A 17,360-nucleotide genomic window follows, 5' to 3' on the forward strand; every position below is an offset into this window, starting at 1 on the left:
CCGGCTTTCGCCTTTTCTTAATGTAATATTCGTATTGAACTTATAATCTTGTACCTATTCCTTCGCCCTTGGCTCTGAATAGTATCAAAAATCCAGTGCCAGGCGGATCAGTGCGATGTCTGCTCTGGCAAAAGTTCTCGGGGTTCCCTCTTCTGTGATCGTAACCGTATCTGCATCAAAGCGATCCAGAATGCCGGAAAATTCCTTGCATTTGTCGATGGGTTTAAACAGTTTGATCTCCACCTCTTCGCCGATGCTCTTCTGTAAATGCTTATCCTTTTTCAGCGTTCTGCCCAGTCCCGGACTGCTGACCTCCAGAATGTATGCATCCGGAATGAAATCCGCCTTATCGAGTGCTTCGGATAATGCTCTGCTGACATTTTCACAATCCAGAATGTTCACACCCTCCGGCTTGTCGATGTAGGCTCTCAGATAGTAATCACTGCCTTCCTTCACATACTCCACATCGTAGATCTCCACCTGACTTACTTCTGCGATAGGTGCAAGCAGTTCTTCTGTTCTGCTTTCGTAGTCCTCTCGTTTGGACATGTATGCCTCCTTTACTGATATAAACTGTCGCTACAACAACAAGAAAGAGTGGCGCGCGTCCACTCTTACTCTAGTAATCATCTTTAAACTATACACAGTATAGCCCCTATGTAGGAAAAAGTCAAGGGGTATTGTAATACCCGCGAATCGCAAATCGCTTCTTCCCCATGTTTGGGCGCTTTTTGGTTCAGATGCCTTATCATGCGGGCATGAACGGCATCTAAACCAAAAAGCCAGTATTACAAATAGTTGTGTGTCTCGAAATACAACTCATTCACATGCTCGGAATGTAAAAGCTTGTGCGCGGTACGGCTAAGCGGTTTCTCCAGGAACTCTTCATAGGCTTTCTGCACCTCCGGATTCTCGTGGGAAAATCGAAGCTTTCTCTCGCTGTCCAGACGGTACAGAGTACCGCCACGTTGCTCTGCGAACTCACATCCGTCGTGGATCGGCTGTCCGCCGCCTCCCACACAGCCGCCGGGACATGCCATGACTTCCACAAAATCATAAGCCGTTCTTCCTTCCTTGATGTCCTCCATCAGCTTCTCCGCATTGGCCAGTCCGCTGACCGTACAGGTATGCAAGGTTTTGTCACCCAGTACAAAATCTGTTTCTCTCCTGCCTTCTCTTCCTCTGACCGCTCTGAAGGCATCTGCTTCCGGATTCTTTCCTTCCACTACCGCATATGCAGTACGAAGCGCAGCCTCCATAACACCTCCGGTGACACCGAAGATCATTCCGGCACCGGTACTTTCTCCCAGAGGAGAATCAAACGCCTGCTCTTTTAAAAACCGGGGATTGATATGCTCCGCACGGATCATCCGCACGAATTCTCTGGTAGTCAGTACGATATCCACATCCTGTCCGGCTCCGGCACTCTTCATATAAGAAAGAGAGGCTTCTCTCTTCTTGGACACACAGGGCATGACGGAAATACAGCAGATATTATTTGGGTCAATGCCTTTTTTCTGTGCAAAATAAGTCTTCGCCATGGCACCGAACATCTGCTGGGGAGATTTTGCCGTGGACAGATTCCGCAGGTACTCCGGATATTTTTTAGACACGAAGCTTACCCAGCCGGGACAGCAGGAGGTAAACATAGGCCATGCGTATTTCCGGGAGTTGCCCAGGCGCTCCAGCAGTTCGCTTCCTTCTTCCATAATGGTCAGATCCGCTGCAAAATTGGTATCAAATACATAGTCAAAACCAATGCGCTTTAATGCTGCCACCATTTTGCCCTCGGAAGCTTCCTCTCCATGCAGTCCCAGCTCTTCACCCCACGCAGTTCTCACCGCCGGTGCCACCTGGACTACCGTAATCTTCTCAGGATCCGCCAGTGCTGCGAATGCTTTGTCAGTATCGTCGCGTTCTCTCAGTGCTCCGGTAGGGCAATGGGTAATACACTGCCCGCACAGGGTGCAGTCGGAACAATCGATGGTCTTATTGTCCGCCACATCCACAGTGGTACGGGATCCGGTATTTTGTACATCCCAGACATGCATGGCCTGGACTTTATCACAGATCTGTACGCATCGCATACATTTGATGCATTTCCTGGAATCCCTGATCAGAGGGAAAGAATGGTCCCAGGAAGTCTCCGGGACTTCCTCGTTAAAAGGTACTTCCAGAATTCCCAGATCATTGGATATCTTCTGTAAATTACAGTTGCGGCTTCTGACACAGATTGCACAGTGACAGTCATGCTGGGACAGGATCAGTTCCACGTTGGTCCTGCGCACACGTCGCACCTTAGGAGAGTTGGTAAACACCACCATTCCCTCTTCCACCGGACTGTTGCAGGCTGTGATCAGCTTACTTTTCCCCTGCACTTCCACCACGCAGACCTTGCAGGCACTGATTTCATTAATGTCTTTCAAAAAACACAGATGCGGCACTTCTATTCCAACACCCGCGGCTGCACTCATAACACTGGTTCCTTCCGGCACCTGTAATTCCACACCGTCTATTGTAAGGTTAATCATTTTTTCGCCCATAGTCTGCTCCTCTTTTACCAGATGGCTGCACGGCCGCCCTTTAAGCTTCCGTAACCGTATTTGTCACAGCGTAAGCATCTGCCTGCTTCCTGGCAGGCTTCCTGTCTCGTCATGCCACACTCAAAAGCATCGAAATTCTTCCTACGTTCCCCGGCTTCCTTTTCACCAGGCTGGATCCGTCCGCAGGGTTCCTTGTCCTCATAGGATACGGGAGGGATTTCCACATCACAGGGAACCACATGATGATAACCCAGATATTCATCAATATTGGCGGCTGCTACTTTTCCGGCGGCAATGGCACGGATCACAGTGGCCGGGCCGGTCACACAGTCTCCTCCGGCAAATACGCCGTGGACATCCTTAACTTCACTGTCGCTCATGGCTGTGATGGTACCGCGCTTCACAGAGATACCGGCTTCTTCAAAATGGCGGGTCTCAATCCCCTGACCGATGGCCACTACCACAATATCACAGGGAATTCGAAGCAGGGGGACATCCGCCTGGATCGGACGGGCACGTCCCCAGGCATCGATAGGACCGATGATCTGCGGCTCCACCCACAGAGCCGTCACATTGCCGTTCTCGTCAGCTTCGATCCTATGAGGGGCGTTCAGGCTATAGAGTTCCGCGCCTTCTGCGATGGCTCCTTCCACTTCCTCGGGAAGCGCCGTCATATCCGTCTGTCTTCTGCGGTAGGCGATCCCCACCTTTTTTGCACCCAGACGGATAGCAGAGCGGGTACAGTCCATGGCCACGTTACCCCCGCCGACTACGACTACAGTCTTGTCCCTGAAGTCCGGCATGTCATCATCGCCGATACGGCGAAGCATCTCCACTGCGGACATAACTCCGTGTGCATCCTCGCCTTCGATACCGATCTTTTTATCCGTATGGGCACCGATGGCAATGTAGACCGCATCGTATTCTTCATGTAATCTATTATAAGAAATCTCGCCTTCGCCGTTGCCGACTTTGGTGTTCAGCTTCACCTCCACACCGGTGGACAGGATGGTACCAATATCCTCCTGTAAGCGTTCTCTGGGAAAACGATAGTTGGGGATTCCGTAACGCAGCATTCCTCCCAGCTTGTTTTTTTCCTCAAATACTACGGCGTGATGTCCCATCAGCTCCAGATAGTATGCTGCAGACAATCCACCGGGACCTCCTCCGATGATGGCCACCTTTTTGCCAGTGCTTTCCGCCTTCTCGGGAACGGGAACCGTGTTGGCTCTGGCATTGTCCACCGCCATACGTTTCAATCCACGGATGTTGATGGCGCTGTCGATCATGTTGCGGCGGCATCTTGCCTCGCAGGGATGCTCGCAGATCAGCGCACATGCAGTAGGAAAAGGGTTGTCCTTGCGGATCAGCTTCACGGCATCCGCATAGCGCTCCTCCCGGACCAGTGCTATGTAGCCAGGAATATCCACCCCTGCCGGACACAGTGCCACACAGGGAACCGGCTGGGTGATCTGGCAGGAGCATTTGCCGCCATGTTCGATATGATAGACATAATCCTCCCGGAAGCCCTCCAGTCCGGCCAGTACCATATGAGCTGCTTCATAACCGATGGCGCAATCTGCGGAATCCACGATATCGGATGCGGTGTCCCTGATCAGATCCAGGGTCTTCAATGTTGCCTTGCCTGCCAGTACATCTACCATCAGGTTCTGCAGCTGTCCCAGTCCCACCCGGCAGGGAACACATTTACCGCAGGTCTGGGCATGACACATTTTCAGAAAGGAAAGCTGTAAATCCACCGGGCACAATCCGGGTGGACTGGCAATGATCCTCCTCTCCAGATCCTTATAGAGACGTTCCACCGTAAGCTGCGCTTTGTTCGGGGTTGCAATCTTCAGTCGGCTCATAATCTTCTCCATTCCGCAGACACTACTGCCTGCCTTGCTGTAATGTAGCTTTTAGTTTCCTTTTGTAAGCGCTTACATTTCTTTTTTTAAAAAATAGCCGTGTTTTTGCGGCTATTTTTTCTATACATGCGTAATTTTATCCCAAATAATAAAAACTATCAATACATTTCCCAAAAGTTAATTTTTTATCTATCTAAGAGCTTACATTGTTTCTCCCCAGCCTTGCCTTAAAATCCTCATACCCAAAATGCACCAGTTCTTCACAGGTTCCATCTTCCCGGTACACCCATATCGCCGGGAGGGGCATTCCGTTAAAGGTATTGTTCTTACAGGTGGTGTAGATCGCCATATCTCCAAACAGCAGCCTCTCTCCCGCAATGACCTCCTCGGGAAAACGGTAATCTCCGATCACATCTCCGGCAAGGCAGGTCGGTCCTGCCAGCCGCCATGTCCTGCTGTCCGCATGATCAGCGGCTTCTGCTCCTAAAACGGGCGGCAGATAGGGCATTTCAATGACATCCGGCATATGGCAGGCGGCGCTGGCATCCAGAATGGCAATCTGTGTATCTTGATTTTTCACAGTATCCAGTACCGTTGTCAAAAGATAACCGGCGTTCAGGGCACATGCTTCTCCCGGCTCCAGATATACCATGACACCCCATTTTTCCCGGGCATGCCGGATCACTTTTTTCAAGCGCTCCAGATCATATCCCGGGCGGGTGATATGATGCCCTCCCCCCATATTCAGCCACTTCATCCCGGGAAGAAGATCCCCGAATTTTTCATCCACAGCCTCCAGCGTCTCCTCCAGAGCATCGGAATCCTGCTCACATAAAGTATGAAAATGCAGTCCATCCAGAAGCTCTGCCAGTGCCGGATCCTTTTCCAATGCCAGATCCCACTGTTCTCTGGTGGTTCCCATGCGGCTTCCCGGTGCACAGGGATCATAAATGGCATGTCCCTCCTGTGTGGAATGCTCCGGGTTGATCCGCAGTCCCACACTTTTTCCCGCAGCCTTTGTCATAGGACCAAACGCAGCAAGCTGCGACGGAGAATTAAATACGATATGATCTGCATATTTCAGCAGCTCCTCCATGTCCTCCGCCCGGTAAGCTGCGCAAAATGCATGGACTTCCCGGTCTGGCATTTCTTCCGCGCCGAGCCTTGCTTCATATAAGCCGCTGGCCTCTGTCCCTGCCAGATACGGCTGTAACACCGGATACAGGTCATAATTGCTGAAAGCCTTCTGTGCCAGCAGGATACGGCAGCCGGTCTCCTGCGCCAGTTTTCCTAAGATTTCCCCATTCCTGCGCAGAGCTCTCTCATCCAGGATATAACAGGGAGTCGGAAGATCCTGAAAAGCTGCCGGGATTCTTCCTCCGGTTCCGGCAAAAGCCGGTCTGTCATCCCTGTATTCTGTTCCTGCCATCAGTCTACCAGCTCCGGGCTGCGATTTTCCCTGCGGGGCAGACCGTATTTATCCAGTGCTTCTAGATAAGGATCCGGATCAAATTCTTCCACAGTGTAGACTCCGGGCTTATTCCATTTTCCGGTGAGAAGCATCAATGCTCCGCACATGGCGGGAACACCGGTGGTGTAGCTGATCGCCTGGCTCTCTACTTCTTTGTAACATTCCTGATGGTCACAGACATTGTAAATATAATAGGTCTTCGGCTTGCCATCTTTTGTTCCCGTGAAAATACATCCGATGTTGGTCTTGCCTTTGGTGCGGGGGCCGAGGCTTGCAGGATCCGGAAGCAGTGCCTTCAAGAACTGAATCGGAACGATCTCCTGCCCCTGAAAAACGATGGGTGTTGTAGACAGCATTCCCACATCTTCCAGACATCTCATATGATCCAGATAGCTCTGTCCGAATGTCATGAAGAAACGGATTCTTTTCACCCCCGGGATGTTCTTCGCCAGAGACTCTATTTCTTCATGATGCAGCAGATACATATCCTTCTGCCCCACCTGGTCAAAATCGTATTCTCTCTTAATGCTCATGGCCGGGATCTCCACCCAGTGACCGTTCTCCCAGTAGCTGCCCGGTGCGGATACCTCCCGCAGATTGATCTCCGGGTTAAAATTGGTGGCAAACGCATATCCATGATCACCGCCATTACAGTCCAGAATATCGATCGTATCAATGGTATCAAATTCATGTTTTGCGGCATACGCACAGTAAGCCTGGGTCACACCGGGGTCGAAACCGCTGCCTAAAAGTGCTGTAAGTCCGGCCTCCTCAAATTTCTTTTTATAAGCCCACTGCCAGGAGTAGTCAAAATAGGCGGAAAATCCTGCTTCCTTACAGCGTTTTTCATAGATGGCGCGCCACGCGGGATCCTCTGTATCCTCCGGCTCATAGTTGGCAGTATCCATATAATTGACACCGCAGGCAAGGCAGGCATCCATAATGGTAAGGTCCTGATAAGGAAGCGCAATGTTCATTACCAGCTCCGGCCGGTATTCCCGGATCAGTGCGATCACCTGGTCCACATCATCCGCATCCACCTGTGCTGTGGTAATGACAGTCTGCGTCTTTCCTGCCAGCTTCTGTGCCAGTGCATCACACTTTTCCTTCGTCCGGCTGGCAATACACAATTCCGTGAATACCTCACTTACCTGACAACATTTCTGAATCGCTACACCGGCTACACCGCCGCAGCCGATCACTAATACTCTGCTCATCTTCTTTCCTCCGTTTTTCTTTTTTATTTTAACTTTTCAGTGGACCTGTTCGCTGCAAGGACAAGCAGCAGTTCCCTCAGCACCTTACATGCCATAGCGGTGGATGTTCCGCTCTGATCAAGCATCGGCGCCAGTTCATTCACATCCGCACCGACGATATTCAGTTTTGCTGTTCTGCCGATGGCATCTGTCAGTTGGACAAAGCTTACTCCCCCGGCCTCCGGTGTTCCTGTTCCCGGAAAACAGGACGGATCCAGGCAATCCAGGTCTATGGTCAGATATACCGGTGTATGGTTCCTCTCCAGTTCCTCCGCAAGCTCGCCCAGCCCCGTAAAATCAAATTTCTGCATCTGGGTGTGCTCTGCCGCAAAATAAAATTCCTCTCTGTCTCCACTGCGGATACAAAACTGATGGATTCTTCCATCCCCCAGAATATCATGGCATCTGCGGATTACACAGGCATGGCTGAGTGCCGCTCCCAGATAATCCTGTCTGAGGTCTGCATGGGCATCAAAATGAATGATATGCATTCCGGGATATTTTTTTGCTGCTGCCCTGACTGCGCCAAGCGTTACCAGATGTTCACCGCCCAATAAAACCGGCAGTTTGCCATCCTGCAGAATCTCCGCAGCTCTTGCTTCTATGTCTGCTAGCGCCGCCTCACTGCTACCAAAACATAGTTCCAGATCTCCGCTGTCAAAGATTGCATAGTCTGTCAGATCCCGGTCCTGATAAGGACTGTATGTCTCCAGTCCGAAGCTTTCATGCCGCATGGCGGAAGGCCCGAATCTTGCTCCCGGACGAAAGCTTGTAGTGGAATCATACGGTGCCCCATACAGGACAATCTCCGCAGATGTGTAATCACTGTCACAGCCGATAAAATTTTCTACATTTCTCTCTATCATTGCGATCATGCCGCCTTCCTGTCTGTTTTATATCGTGCTTACTCTACTTCTCTGAGCATCTCTTCCAGAAATGCCGGCAGGTAAAACGCACCTTTATGAAGTCTCGTCGTGTAATAGCGCGTTCTCATATTCAGGGCATTCCATGCCGCAGGGTCAAGATCGTCCACCGGATGGTATTTTTTACTGGCAAATCCAAACAGCCAGTATCCTGCCGCAAAAGTAGGAATATGCGCCTGATAGACACGGCTGATGGGAAATGTGCTGGCGATCCTTTTATGACTGCGCTGCATGGCTCCGGCATCCTCTGCATAAAAAGGGCTTCCCTGCTGATTGACCATGATCCCGTCCGCCTTCAGGGCATTATAACAATTCCCGTAAAACTCCCTGGTGAACAGTCCTTCCGAAGGGCCAAAAGGATCGGAAGAATCCACAATGATCAGATCGTATTTTGCCTCGCAGCGTCTGATAAATTTCAATGCGTTTTCAAAATGAATCTGTACTCTGCGGTCATCCATCCGGCAGGCATTGCCCGGCAGATACGCACGACACGCTTCCACTACCATCGGATCCATCTCTACAAGATCGATATTTTCCACACGGTCATAGCGGGTCAGTTCCCGCACTACGCCACCGTCTCCGGCACCGATCACCAGAATATCTTTTGCGTCTTTATGGACTGCCATGGGCACATGGGTGATCATTTCGTCATAGATAAATTCATCCCGTTCCGTCAGCATGACGTTGCCATCCAGCGTAAGAACCCTTCCGAATTCCGGAGTCTCAAAAATGTCGATCCTCTGATAATCACTTTGTTTGGAATACAGATGTTTCTCTACACGAAGACTGTGTTTTACATTGGGAGTATGAAACTCCGAAAACCACATTTCCATTTTTCGTCCTCCTTTTTACTCTGCCAGCACATTCAGGTGCAGGATCTCGGGATCTTCCGGTCCGGTCATGCTGCAGCCCTTGGCTTTCGCGTATTCGATATAATCAAGAATTTCTCCCGTGATCCTCTCCCCGGGTGCCAGAATGGGGATTCCCGGAGGATAGCACATCACGAACTCACAGCATACTTTTCCCTTGGTTTCCCGCAGCGGCAGACTGCACTTATTCGCATAAAACGCATCCTGCGGACTGGCAACCACCTCCGGATCAATATATTCCTGGTTCAGCAATCCGCTTCCGTCCGTCTGATAACGGCGCTTGATCTCCGCAAGTGCACTCACCAGGCGCTCCACTTCCTGAGAGCGGTCACCGATGGACAGATACGCCAGAATATTTCCGATATCGCCAAACTCGATCTGAATATCATACTCATCTCTGAGAATGTCATATACCTCAATTCCCGCCAGTCCGATATCCCGTGTATGCACACTCAGCTTGGTAATATCGAAATCAAACACGGAGTCTCCGTTGACCAGTTCCTTTCCAAAGGCATAGTATCCTCCGATCGCATTGATCTCTTCTCTGGCATATTCCGCCATATCCGCCACCTGATGAAAGATCTGTCTCCCCCGCAGTGCCAGATTTCTTCTGGAGATATCCAGACTGGACATCAGCAGGTAGCTTCCCGACGTCGTCTGTGTCAGATTAATGATCTGGCGTACATAACCAGCATGAACATTCTGTCCGGTCAGAAGAAGACTGGACTGTGTCAGGCTTCCTCCGCTCTTATGCATGGATACCGATGCCATATCCGCCCCTGCCGCCATGGCAGACACCGGCAATCCTCCTCCGAAATAGAAATGCGTTCCGTGCGCCTCATCTGCCAGACAGAGCATGCCGGCATCATGTGCCATTTTTACGATGGCCCGCAGATCGCTGCAGATTCCGTAATAGGTCGGATTGTTGACCAGTACCGCTACCGCCTTCGGATGCTCTGCGATTGCCTTTGCCACCTGCTCTCTCTTCATTCCCAGCGAAATTCCCAGCCGCTGGTCCACCTCAGGATTTACATAGACCGGAATCGCTCCGCACAATACCAGTGCATTCAGCACACTACGGTGGACATTACGTGGCAGGATGATCTCATCCCCCCGTTTGCAGGCAGTCAGCACCATACTCTGTACCGAGCTGGTAGTGCCTCCCACCATAAGAAAAGCATGTGCCGCTCCAAATGCATCCGCAGCCAGCTCTTCCGCTTCCCGGATAACGGATACCGGGTGGCACAGATTGTCTAGCGGCTTCATGCTGTTGACATCCACGCCCACACATTGTTCCCCCAGGAATTTTGTCAGTTCAGGATTGCCCCGGCCTCTCTTATGTCCCGGCACATCAAAAGGTACGACTCTCATGCGCCGAAAGTTTTCCAGTGCTTCATGGATCGGAGCCCTGCGCTGATCCATATGGGTATGCTTCTCGCTCATATCCCATTCCTCCCTCTGTTATCAAAAGTATCGCAGTCTGTTTCTGTCACCGGGTAAATTTTCTCGTATACACAAAAAACAGGCTGCGCATTTGCACAACCTGTTTATCTTCTCAATCAGTCTTTCTGTTCTTGCAGAATCTGCGTTTTCTCCGGAAATATCATTTATTACAGAATCCCACAACGCATCCCTGTCGGATGTATTCGAAAGCTCTGTTTTCTTCCCTTGATTTTCCATTGCTTCTTTGCATTTATTTTGAAAAGATATTCGTGTCAGAGTCTATTTAGCAATTATACTTTTACTACTCTTATTGACCGTTTCACAAGTTTGCGCATAACGCATTGCGGTTATAAAGGAACCAACTTATAAAATTTGAGCTTCTAACTCAATCAATAAGGCAACCCATAGCTGCCAATTAATAAAACAATTGCTTTGAAAAGACTTTCACACATCCTGTCTCTCAAAATCGATTTATTTTAACATTACTATAATTATTTTGTCAATCACTTTTGATCTGTTTCTCATTTTCTTTGCCGTTCTATCTTAGATACAGATGAAAGAGGTGAAAGAGGAAAAATGTTGCAAAGTTTTAAAATTTTTTTATTTTTTCAAAAAACGCAAACGGGACTGTCCTTGCGAACAGTCCCTGAAGAGAAAAAGAGAAACCAAAATAGTTTTGGATAAAAGCTGATTAATTCTGAACGTTGAATGCGCCCATGCCGGGATATACCGCTGCCGCGCCCAACTCTTCCTCGATGCGCAACAGCTGATTGTATTTTGCCACGCGCTCTGTTCTGCTGGGAGCTCCGGTCTTGATCTGACAGGTATTCAGTGCCACAGCCAGATCGGCAATGGTAGTATCCTCGGTCTCACCGGAACGATGAGAGGAGATAGCGGTATAGCCGGCCTTGTGTGCCATCTTGATGGCTTCCAGAGTCTCGGATACGGATCCGATCTGGTTCAGCTTGATGAGGATGGAGTTACCACAGCCCAGGGAGATTCCCTTTGCCAATCTCTCGGTATTGGTTACGAAGAGGTCATCACCGACCAGCTGTACCTGGTCACCCAGTTCTGCGGTCAGCTTCTTCCAGCCTTCCCAGTCTTCCTCATCCAGTGCATCTTCTATCGAAATGATGGGGTATTTCTCCACCAGTTTCTTCCAATGTGCGATCAGTTCTTCGGAGGTAAATACGGTGCCTGCCTTAGGCAGCTTGTATTCGCCGACCTTGCCGGTCTTCCATTCGCTGGAAGCGGCATCCATTGCGATCTTGAAGTCCTTGCCGGGCTCATAGCCTGCTTTCTTCACTGCCTCTAAAATCGTCTCGATAGCTTCTTCGTCAGACTTTAATGCCGGTGCGAAACCACCCTCGTCTCCTACGGAAGTAGCCAGTCCTCTTTCCTTTAAGATAGAAGCCAGTGCATGGAATACTTCAGCGCACCATCTTAAGCATTCCTTGAAGGATGGAGCGCCTACGGGCATGATCATGAATTCCTGTACATCCAGTCCGGAGGACAGTGCATGACAGCCACCGTTGATAATGTTCATCATGGGAACCGGAAGTCTGTTGCCGGAGATGCCTCCCAGGAAGCGGTACAAGGGAATATCCAGGGAAATCGCTGCTGCTCTTGCGCTGGCAATGGATACTGCCAGAATTGCATTGGCTCCCAGTCTGGACTTATCCTTGGTTCCGTCTGCATCGATCATTGCCTTATCAATGGCGTAAATATCGGAAGCATCCATTCCCTGCAAGGTCTCATTGATCACAGTGTTGATATTTTCAACAGCCTTCTGCACACCCTTGCCCAGATATCTGCTCTTATCGCCATCTCTCAGTTCCAGTGCCTCGAATTCACCTGTGGATGCTCCGCTGGGAGCCATACCACGACCGATCGTACCATCTACCAGAACCACCTCCGCTTCTACGGTAGGATTTCCTCTGGAATCCAGAATCTCTCTTCCGATTACTTTTTCAATCTCTAAATAGTTCATTTTATTCTTCTCCTTTATCCTCTATTCTAAACTTTTTATTCCCAAACCTTCTCTTTCGCGAATCCCCTATAAGGGCTGAAAAACTCCTCCCGGAAGATGACCTCCCGGCAGTCTGCGGATTCAGCAGCTCCGTTTCCTCTGAGGAGTTTCACATGATTCACTCAATAGTTAGTTGCACCTAACTGTTTAATTATTATATCGGGTATTCTCCGAAATAGCAATAGTTATAAATGAGAGGATTTCTCAAAGAGTCTCCAAAAGGATTTTCCATGTATATCCCTTTGTTTTTAGGTAAGATTAATTTCAGACTTTCTTTTATACATTTTTCATCTATTTCTAAAATGTCATTCCTTTAAAACTAAAATATAGTAAAATAGACTTCATCAAATCTTAAAAAAAAACATTTAAATAGTGCTGCATCTGCGGCAGAATGAGAGGCAATATGAGGAGTTTCGGTGAGATCCTTACATCCCTGCGGGAAGAACGGGGCATCTATCAGAAGGAACTGGCTGCCATATTAAAAGTATCCGTTGGCACCGTCTCTAATTATGAGAACAATATTCACTTCCCGGATCAGGAAGCATTACTGCAGCTGGCTGATTATTTCGGAGTGACCGTTGATTATCTGTTGGGGCGTACTTCCTATCGTTATAGTCTGGATACCCTGAATGAAGAGTATGCTCCCGGCATGACCGTGGCTGAGCTGGTAGACATCATACAGCATTTCAGTCGCCAGAACACGGCATCCTTTTTGGATTATATCGAACTCCTGCAATTACGACAAAAGGCAGAGGATTGCTCCTCTACCTCGTAGATAAAAACTGCTGTTCCCGGATGGCCGCCTGGTCGTCCGGGTAATTTTGTAAGTAGGCATTTAACAGCACTGCCGCTTTCTGATAATCCTGCAGATATTCGTATGCTACAATCTCGTTGAAGGACAAGGTCTGCATCAGGCTGTTCCCTTCGATCTGCTTTCCTGCCTGAAATGCTTCCAACGCCTTCTGGTAGTCCTTTTTCGCCAACTCACATAATCCCAGCTGATTATAGATCTCCGCATCCGGTCCCTGCTTGGACAGGTAATTGCTGTATACACTGGATGCATAATTATAATCTCCGGTGGCAGCATAAGCTTTCCCCAGGTAGAGATAACTGTCCACTCCACCCTTACCCTTGGCTTCTTCCAGTGCCAGATAGGCTTTCTGATAATCTCCCAGGTAATAGTAAATACGACCGCTGTCATAGGCATCCAGCTGTTTTGCCGTATCCAGTACATTTTGCAGATACTCCTGCCCGACTTCCCGATATCCGTAGTCTGCCAGGGCTTCGTAGATCTCGATCAGCCGGTCGTAATTTTTCGGATCCATAGAGATTGCCTGGTCGAAATCCGCCTTGGCACTCTCGTAATCTCCCAGTTCCAGTTCCGCCGATCCCCGCAGGAAATAGGCATCCTTCTCCTCCGGCTTCAGTCCCAGAATGGCATCATATACCTTTTTCGCCTCCGCAGGCTGCCCGTTCTTCCGGTAAGCGGCTGCGAGATAATAGTTCATATCGTAGTCTACATTCTGCACCCAGCCATCGCTAAGCTCCAGTGCCTCTGTAAAATACTGCACTGCCTGATCATATTCTGTCAGCCCCATGCTGGCAATCCCCCGGCCTCTTGCAATAAGACGTCTGTTCTCTTTCTGGGCTTCCGCTTCGTCGAAGGCTGTCAATGCGCCCTGATAATCCAGTGTTTCCACCAGCTGCATCCCTTCGGTGATTTTCGTAGTATCATTTCCGCAGCCTGTCAGCATGCTTATCATCAGACAACAGACTCCTGCCATCACTATTTTCTTATGTGTTTTACCCATGCTTTCCTCCACGGTCTGTTTCGATCCTTACTGCTCTATTACTTTACTGCTCGTCCAGTTTGGATGTGCAATGAGGACATCTCGTAGCATCAATGGCGATCTCACTCTTACAGAATGGGCATTTCTTCGTGGTAGGTGCTGCCGGAGTCTCCTCTTTGTGGTGCAGGGTGTCTCCTAGCTTGTTGATGAATTTTACCAGGCAGAAGATCACAAATGCTGTGATCAGGAAATTGATGACCGCTGTGATAAAATTACCGTACATCAGCACCGGTGCCGTGTCACCGCTTCCTAGCTTCACATATAAATTAGAAAAATCTGTGCCTCCGAAGATTGCCAGAACCGGAGTAAGGATGTCCTGATTCAGAGAAGTAACAATAGCGGTAAATGCGCCGCCGACGATCACGCCGACTGCCATATCCATTACATTTCCCCTCAGAATAAACTTTTTAAATTCCTGAATGAATCCGCTTTTCCTGCTCATTTTTCTCTTCCTTCCTCTTATGGTATGATGGTCGAACCGCGCTGTTCGTAAAATCATGCAAGCATGATTGTGTCTCTCGTATATGTCCATGGTCGAACTGTTTTGTTTCATAATAGCATACCCCCCTTGAAACCTCAATAGGAAATGGGGTATACTCTTTTCAGAAAATACAGTAAGAAATAGAAGGAATACTATTTATGCAGCGGATCAATGAAGACATCAAAACCGGCAATTTCAAACAGATCTACCTGCTCTACGGAGAGGAACGTTATCTGAAGAACCAGTACACGACCCGTCTGTGTAAGGCGTTGTGTCAGGACGGCGACGAGATGAATACCCATTTCTATCAGGGGAAGGATTTCTCCTTAGGACAGGTCATCGACCTGGCAGAGACGCTGCCTTTTCTGGCAGAACGCCGTGTCATGTTCTTCAAGGACACCGGACTCTTCAAATCCGGTGGGGAAAAGCTGGCAGAATATCTGGCAAGCCCCAATGACACCACCTTTTTCGTGTTCACGGAGAGTGAGGTGGATAAGCGCAGCAAGCTCTACAAAGCCGTGCAGTCCAAGGGATATGTGGCAGAGTTCACAGTACAGGATGAAAATACACTGAAACGCTGGATTGCCGGTATTCTGGGCAAAGAAGGGAAAAAGATCTCCGAGAACACCGCACAGCTCCTGCTCTCCAAGACCGGCACCGATATGGAAAATATCCAGATGGAGTTGGAGAAGCTGATCTGCTATTGTCTGGACCGGGATGTGGTCACCGCGGAGGATGTGGAGGCTGTCTGCACCACCCGTATCACCAACCATATCTTCGATATGGTCAATGCCATTGCGGAAAAGCAGCCGCAGAAAGCGCTGCAACTTTACTATGATCTGCTGGCCTTAAAAGAGCCGCCCATGCGTGTGCTGTTCCTGATTGCCAGACAGTGTAACCTGCTGCTCCAGACCAAGGAGTTAAAAAACAGAGGTCACGACAACAAAACCATTGCCTCCAAGATCGGTGTACCTCCCTTTGCAGTCGGGAAATACGCTACGCAGGCGTCCCACTTCAAGACTTCCGTGCTGAAAAATGCGGTAAAGCAGTGCGTAGAGACCGAGGAAGCCGTGAAATCCGGACGGATGAACGATATGATGAGTGTGGAGATATTGATTTTATCTGTATTGCCCTCATAAGCCTACAAAATGCATTGCATGAGTTCTGCGCATGATATATAAAAGTCCATGGACAGTTTTCCTGCTCATGGACCTTTTATTTACATTGCCTTTATTACCGTGTTACATATTCAGATTCAAAGTAATGGTCTTCTGTAATGATACCTGGGATGCCTTGAACTTTTTGGGGTACACATCCTTGTATCTATAAATACTCAGGATAATTCCCACCAGTGCGTAGCACAGTAAAATATTATTTCTGCCGACAGATAAGAACGGCAGGAACGTTGTCGTCAGCGGAACCAAACCAAAAATTCCTGCGAGGTTCAGGGAAATATTTAATAAAATGATCATTCCGCAACCGAATCCCATCACCATGCCAAGTTCATTTTTCTGCCGAACTGAAGTTCCGAACATAAACACCACCAATGCCGCCAGAAGAACGATCACAACAATTCCGGCTAACTTTCCGTAACTGTTCAGAATATAGGAAAAAACGTAATCTTTATTAAATTCCGGCAAACCTTCGAGCACATTGTTTCCACTATTTCCCCAAAACGAAATATTCTCATTAAATTTATGAAGCATGGACGTCATATAATAGGCATCTCCGGAAGAGGTTAAATAGGAGCGTATCCTTGCTTCCTGATATACTGCTAGCATATGAAATGCGTACATTGCAGCCAGTAACAGGACCGGTAATCCCGCAAGAAACAACCCCAAGCCAATAATCGTCTTTTTGACGGGCAGTTGAAACCACCCCTTCCAAATAGCCACCGTAAGTTCCATCAGCATACTGATCATCATGATGACAGCCACACCGAGGCTTGGAATCCGGAATGTAATAAATACCGGAAGGATCAGCCACAGGAGTGCTTTGCACAGTGCCATAAACCCACCATCCCTGTATTTGTATAAGATAGCTCCATAGATGGGCACATAGAACATCATCAGGGAAGTAATCGACACCCGGAACATTCCAAATCCAACCCAGCTGCCGACTCCGTTAATATCCACACCGAAAAAGCTGGTCAGCCGCAATCCTCCCAAAATAAGTATAAAGACTCCAATGAACCTGGAGTACTTTGCAATTAACGTATAATCCAGAAAGTAGATCACACACATGAGAAGGAATCCTATCACAATACATGAGACAAACCCCTCCGTAGTATAGCGGTACACTTCCTGTCTCCATGTTTCCAGCTCCTGAAAACCAGGTTGTCTGAGAATGGATTGCTGTATCAGAATGCCCAGCAGGCTTAAAATTCCTACAATCACAAGTAACTTCCATGCAATCTTAGGCTTGTGGATCCTGTCCAGCGAGATCCCCACTTCTACCGGATCTCCCATGTCCGTAACCGCATTTTTCTCTGCCTCCTCAGAGGTCATCCCTTCGGAAAGATTGTCTGCGATCTGACTTTCTATATGGTCTCTTATCTCCTCAGCGATATAGGGTCTGGCTTTTTTACAACGGATCTGCGACAGCAGTTTTTCCAAATATGTCTCCAT

14 protein-coding genes are annotated in these 17,360 nt (G+C 48.8%); 2 read left to right on the forward strand and 12 right to left on the reverse strand.

Annotation, left to right across the window (positions count from 1 at the left end; translation table 11 throughout):
* Nucleotides 1-84 precede the first annotated feature (84 nt).
* The 9 genes from H9Q77_RS10960 to eno all read right to left on the reverse strand — a co-directional run bounded on the left by H9Q77_RS10960 (nt 85) and on the right by eno (nt 12,363).
* Entirely contained in the window at nt 85-549 is a 465-nt protein-coding gene (locus tag H9Q77_RS10960; protein ID WP_118546566.1) for a ribosome maturation factor RimP, read from the reverse strand.
* 239 nt (nt 550-788) lie between these two features.
* Entirely contained in the window at nt 789-2,531 is a 1,743-nt protein-coding gene (locus tag H9Q77_RS10965) for an NADH-dependent [FeFe] hydrogenase, group A6 (RefSeq protein WP_249327157.1), read from the reverse strand.
* Between the two features lie 26 nt (nt 2,532-2,557).
* Entirely contained in the window at nt 2,558-4,411 is a 1,854-nt protein-coding gene (locus H9Q77_RS10970) for an NAD(P)-binding protein (RefSeq protein WP_118692990.1), read from the reverse strand.
* A gap of 193 nt (nt 4,412-4,604) precedes the next feature.
* Complete coding sequence (gene nspC, locus H9Q77_RS10975) at nt 4,605-5,840, reverse strand: carboxynorspermidine decarboxylase (protein ID WP_249325543.1); 1,236 nt, start codon at nt 5,838-5,840, stop codon at nt 4,605-4,607.
* On the reverse strand, nt 5,840-7,099 hold the full coding sequence (locus H9Q77_RS10980) for a saccharopine dehydrogenase family protein (protein WP_118546565.1): 1,260 nt from the start codon (nt 7,097-7,099) through the stop codon (nt 5,840-5,842). Before H9Q77_RS10980 ends, nspC begins: the two co-directional genes overlap by 1 nt.
* A 23-nt stretch (nt 7,100-7,122) precedes the next feature.
* Nucleotides 7,123-8,004, reverse strand: coding sequence for an agmatinase (gene speB, locus H9Q77_RS10985; protein WP_249327158.1), 882 nt, complete (start codon nt 8,002-8,004; stop codon nt 7,123-7,125).
* Nucleotides 8,005-8,042: 38 nt separating this feature from the next.
* The gene (gene speE, locus H9Q77_RS10990; RefSeq protein WP_249325544.1) at nt 8,043-8,894 is read right to left on the reverse strand and encodes a polyamine aminopropyltransferase; all 852 of its coding nucleotides are present in this window, start codon (nt 8,892-8,894) and stop codon (nt 8,043-8,045) included.
* A 15-nt stretch (nt 8,895-8,909) separates the two neighbouring features.
* The gene (locus tag H9Q77_RS10995; protein WP_249325546.1) at nt 8,910-10,373 is read right to left on the reverse strand and encodes an aminotransferase class I/II-fold pyridoxal phosphate-dependent enzyme; all 1,464 of its coding nucleotides are present in this window, start codon (nt 10,371-10,373) and stop codon (nt 8,910-8,912) included.
* A gap of 691 nt (nt 10,374-11,064) precedes the next feature.
* Nucleotides 11,065-12,363: a phosphopyruvate hydratase gene (gene eno / locus H9Q77_RS11000; RefSeq protein ID WP_118546562.1), complete on the reverse strand. Its 1,299-nt coding sequence runs from the start codon at nt 12,361-12,363 to the stop codon at nt 11,065-11,067.
* Nucleotides 12,364-12,805: 442 nt separating this feature from the next.
* Here eno and H9Q77_RS11005 point away from each other — a divergent pair, with 442 nt between their 5' ends.
* A complete protein-coding gene (locus H9Q77_RS11005; protein WP_249325547.1) occupies nt 12,806-13,177 on the forward strand; it encodes a helix-turn-helix domain-containing protein in 372 nt (123 codons plus the stop codon).
* On the opposite strand, the gene H9Q77_RS11010 is transcribed toward H9Q77_RS11005, so the two are convergent.
* Both H9Q77_RS11010 and mscL read right to left on the reverse strand, forming a co-directional pair.
* Complete coding sequence (locus H9Q77_RS11010) at nt 13,167-14,213, reverse strand: tetratricopeptide repeat protein (protein ID WP_118546560.1); 1,047 nt, start codon at nt 14,211-14,213, stop codon at nt 13,167-13,169. The two genes, H9Q77_RS11005 and H9Q77_RS11010, sit on opposite strands and share 11 nt — an antisense overlap.
* A 43-nt stretch (nt 14,214-14,256) precedes the next feature.
* On the reverse strand, nt 14,257-14,694 hold the full coding sequence (gene mscL / locus H9Q77_RS11015; protein ID WP_118692996.1) for a large conductance mechanosensitive channel protein MscL: 438 nt from the start codon (nt 14,692-14,694) through the stop codon (nt 14,257-14,259).
* 197 nt (nt 14,695-14,891) lie between these two features.
* On the opposite strand from mscL, the gene holA reads away from it, so the two are divergent.
* Nucleotides 14,892-15,872: a DNA polymerase III subunit delta gene (gene holA, locus H9Q77_RS11020; RefSeq protein ID WP_249325549.1), complete on the forward strand. Its 981-nt coding sequence runs from the start codon at nt 14,892-14,894 to the stop codon at nt 15,870-15,872.
* 102 nt (nt 15,873-15,974) lie between these two features.
* On the opposite strand, the gene H9Q77_RS11025 is transcribed toward holA, so the two are convergent.
* Nucleotides 15,975-17,360, reverse strand: coding sequence for an FtsW/RodA/SpoVE family cell cycle protein (locus H9Q77_RS11025; protein ID WP_249325550.1), 1,386 nt, complete (start codon nt 17,358-17,360; stop codon nt 15,975-15,977).

The organism is Simiaoa sunii, from assembly GCF_014337175.1.
In the GTDB taxonomy this organism is placed as follows: domain Bacteria; phylum Bacillota; class Clostridia; order Lachnospirales; family Lachnospiraceae; genus Acetatifactor; species Acetatifactor intestinalis.

Bases quoted from the DNA above. Each gene is read 5' to 3' on its own strand.
- H9Q77_RS10960 (WP_118546566.1), bottom strand. From the start codon at position 549: ATGTCCAAACGAGAGGACTACGAAAGCAGAACAGAAGAACTGCTTGCA.
- H9Q77_RS10965 (WP_249327157.1), bottom strand. From the start codon at position 2,531: ATGATTAACCTTACAATAGACGGTGTGGAATTACAGGTGCCGGAAGGA.
- H9Q77_RS10970 (WP_118692990.1), bottom strand. From the start codon at position 4,411: ATGAGCCGACTGAAGATTGCAACCCCGAACAAAGCGCAGCTTACGGTG.
- nspC (WP_249325543.1), bottom strand. From the start codon at position 5,840: ATGGCAGGAACAGAATACAGGGATGACAGACCGGCTTTTGCCGGAACC.
- H9Q77_RS10980 (WP_118546565.1), bottom strand. From the start codon at position 7,099: ATGAGCAGAGTATTAGTGATCGGCTGCGGCGGTGTAGCCGGTGTAGCG.
- speB (WP_249327158.1), bottom strand. From the start codon at position 8,004: ATGATAGAGAGAAATGTAGAAAATTTTATCGGCTGTGACAGTGATTAC.
- speE (WP_249325544.1), bottom strand. From the start codon at position 8,894: ATGGAAATGTGGTTTTCGGAGTTTCATACTCCCAATGTAAAACACAGT.
- H9Q77_RS10995 (WP_249325546.1), bottom strand. From the start codon at position 10,373: ATGAGCGAGAAGCATACCCATATGGATCAGCGCAGGGCTCCGATCCAT.
- eno (WP_118546562.1), bottom strand. From the start codon at position 12,363: ATGAACTATTTAGAGATTGAAAAAGTAATCGGAAGAGAGATTCTGGAT.
- H9Q77_RS11005 (WP_249325547.1), top strand. From the start codon at position 12,806: ATGAGGAGTTTCGGTGAGATCCTTACATCCCTGCGGGAAGAACGGGGC.
- H9Q77_RS11010 (WP_118546560.1), bottom strand. From the start codon at position 14,213: ATGGGTAAAACACATAAGAAAATAGTGATGGCAGGAGTCTGTTGTCTG.
- mscL (WP_118692996.1), bottom strand. From the start codon at position 14,694: ATGAGCAGGAAAAGCGGATTCATTCAGGAATTTAAAAAGTTTATTCTG.
- holA (WP_249325549.1), top strand. From the start codon at position 14,892: ATGCAGCGGATCAATGAAGACATCAAAACCGGCAATTTCAAACAGATC.
- H9Q77_RS11025 (WP_249325550.1), bottom strand. From the start codon at position 17,360: ATGGAGACATATTTGGAAAAACTGCTGTCGCAGATCCGTTGTAAAAAA.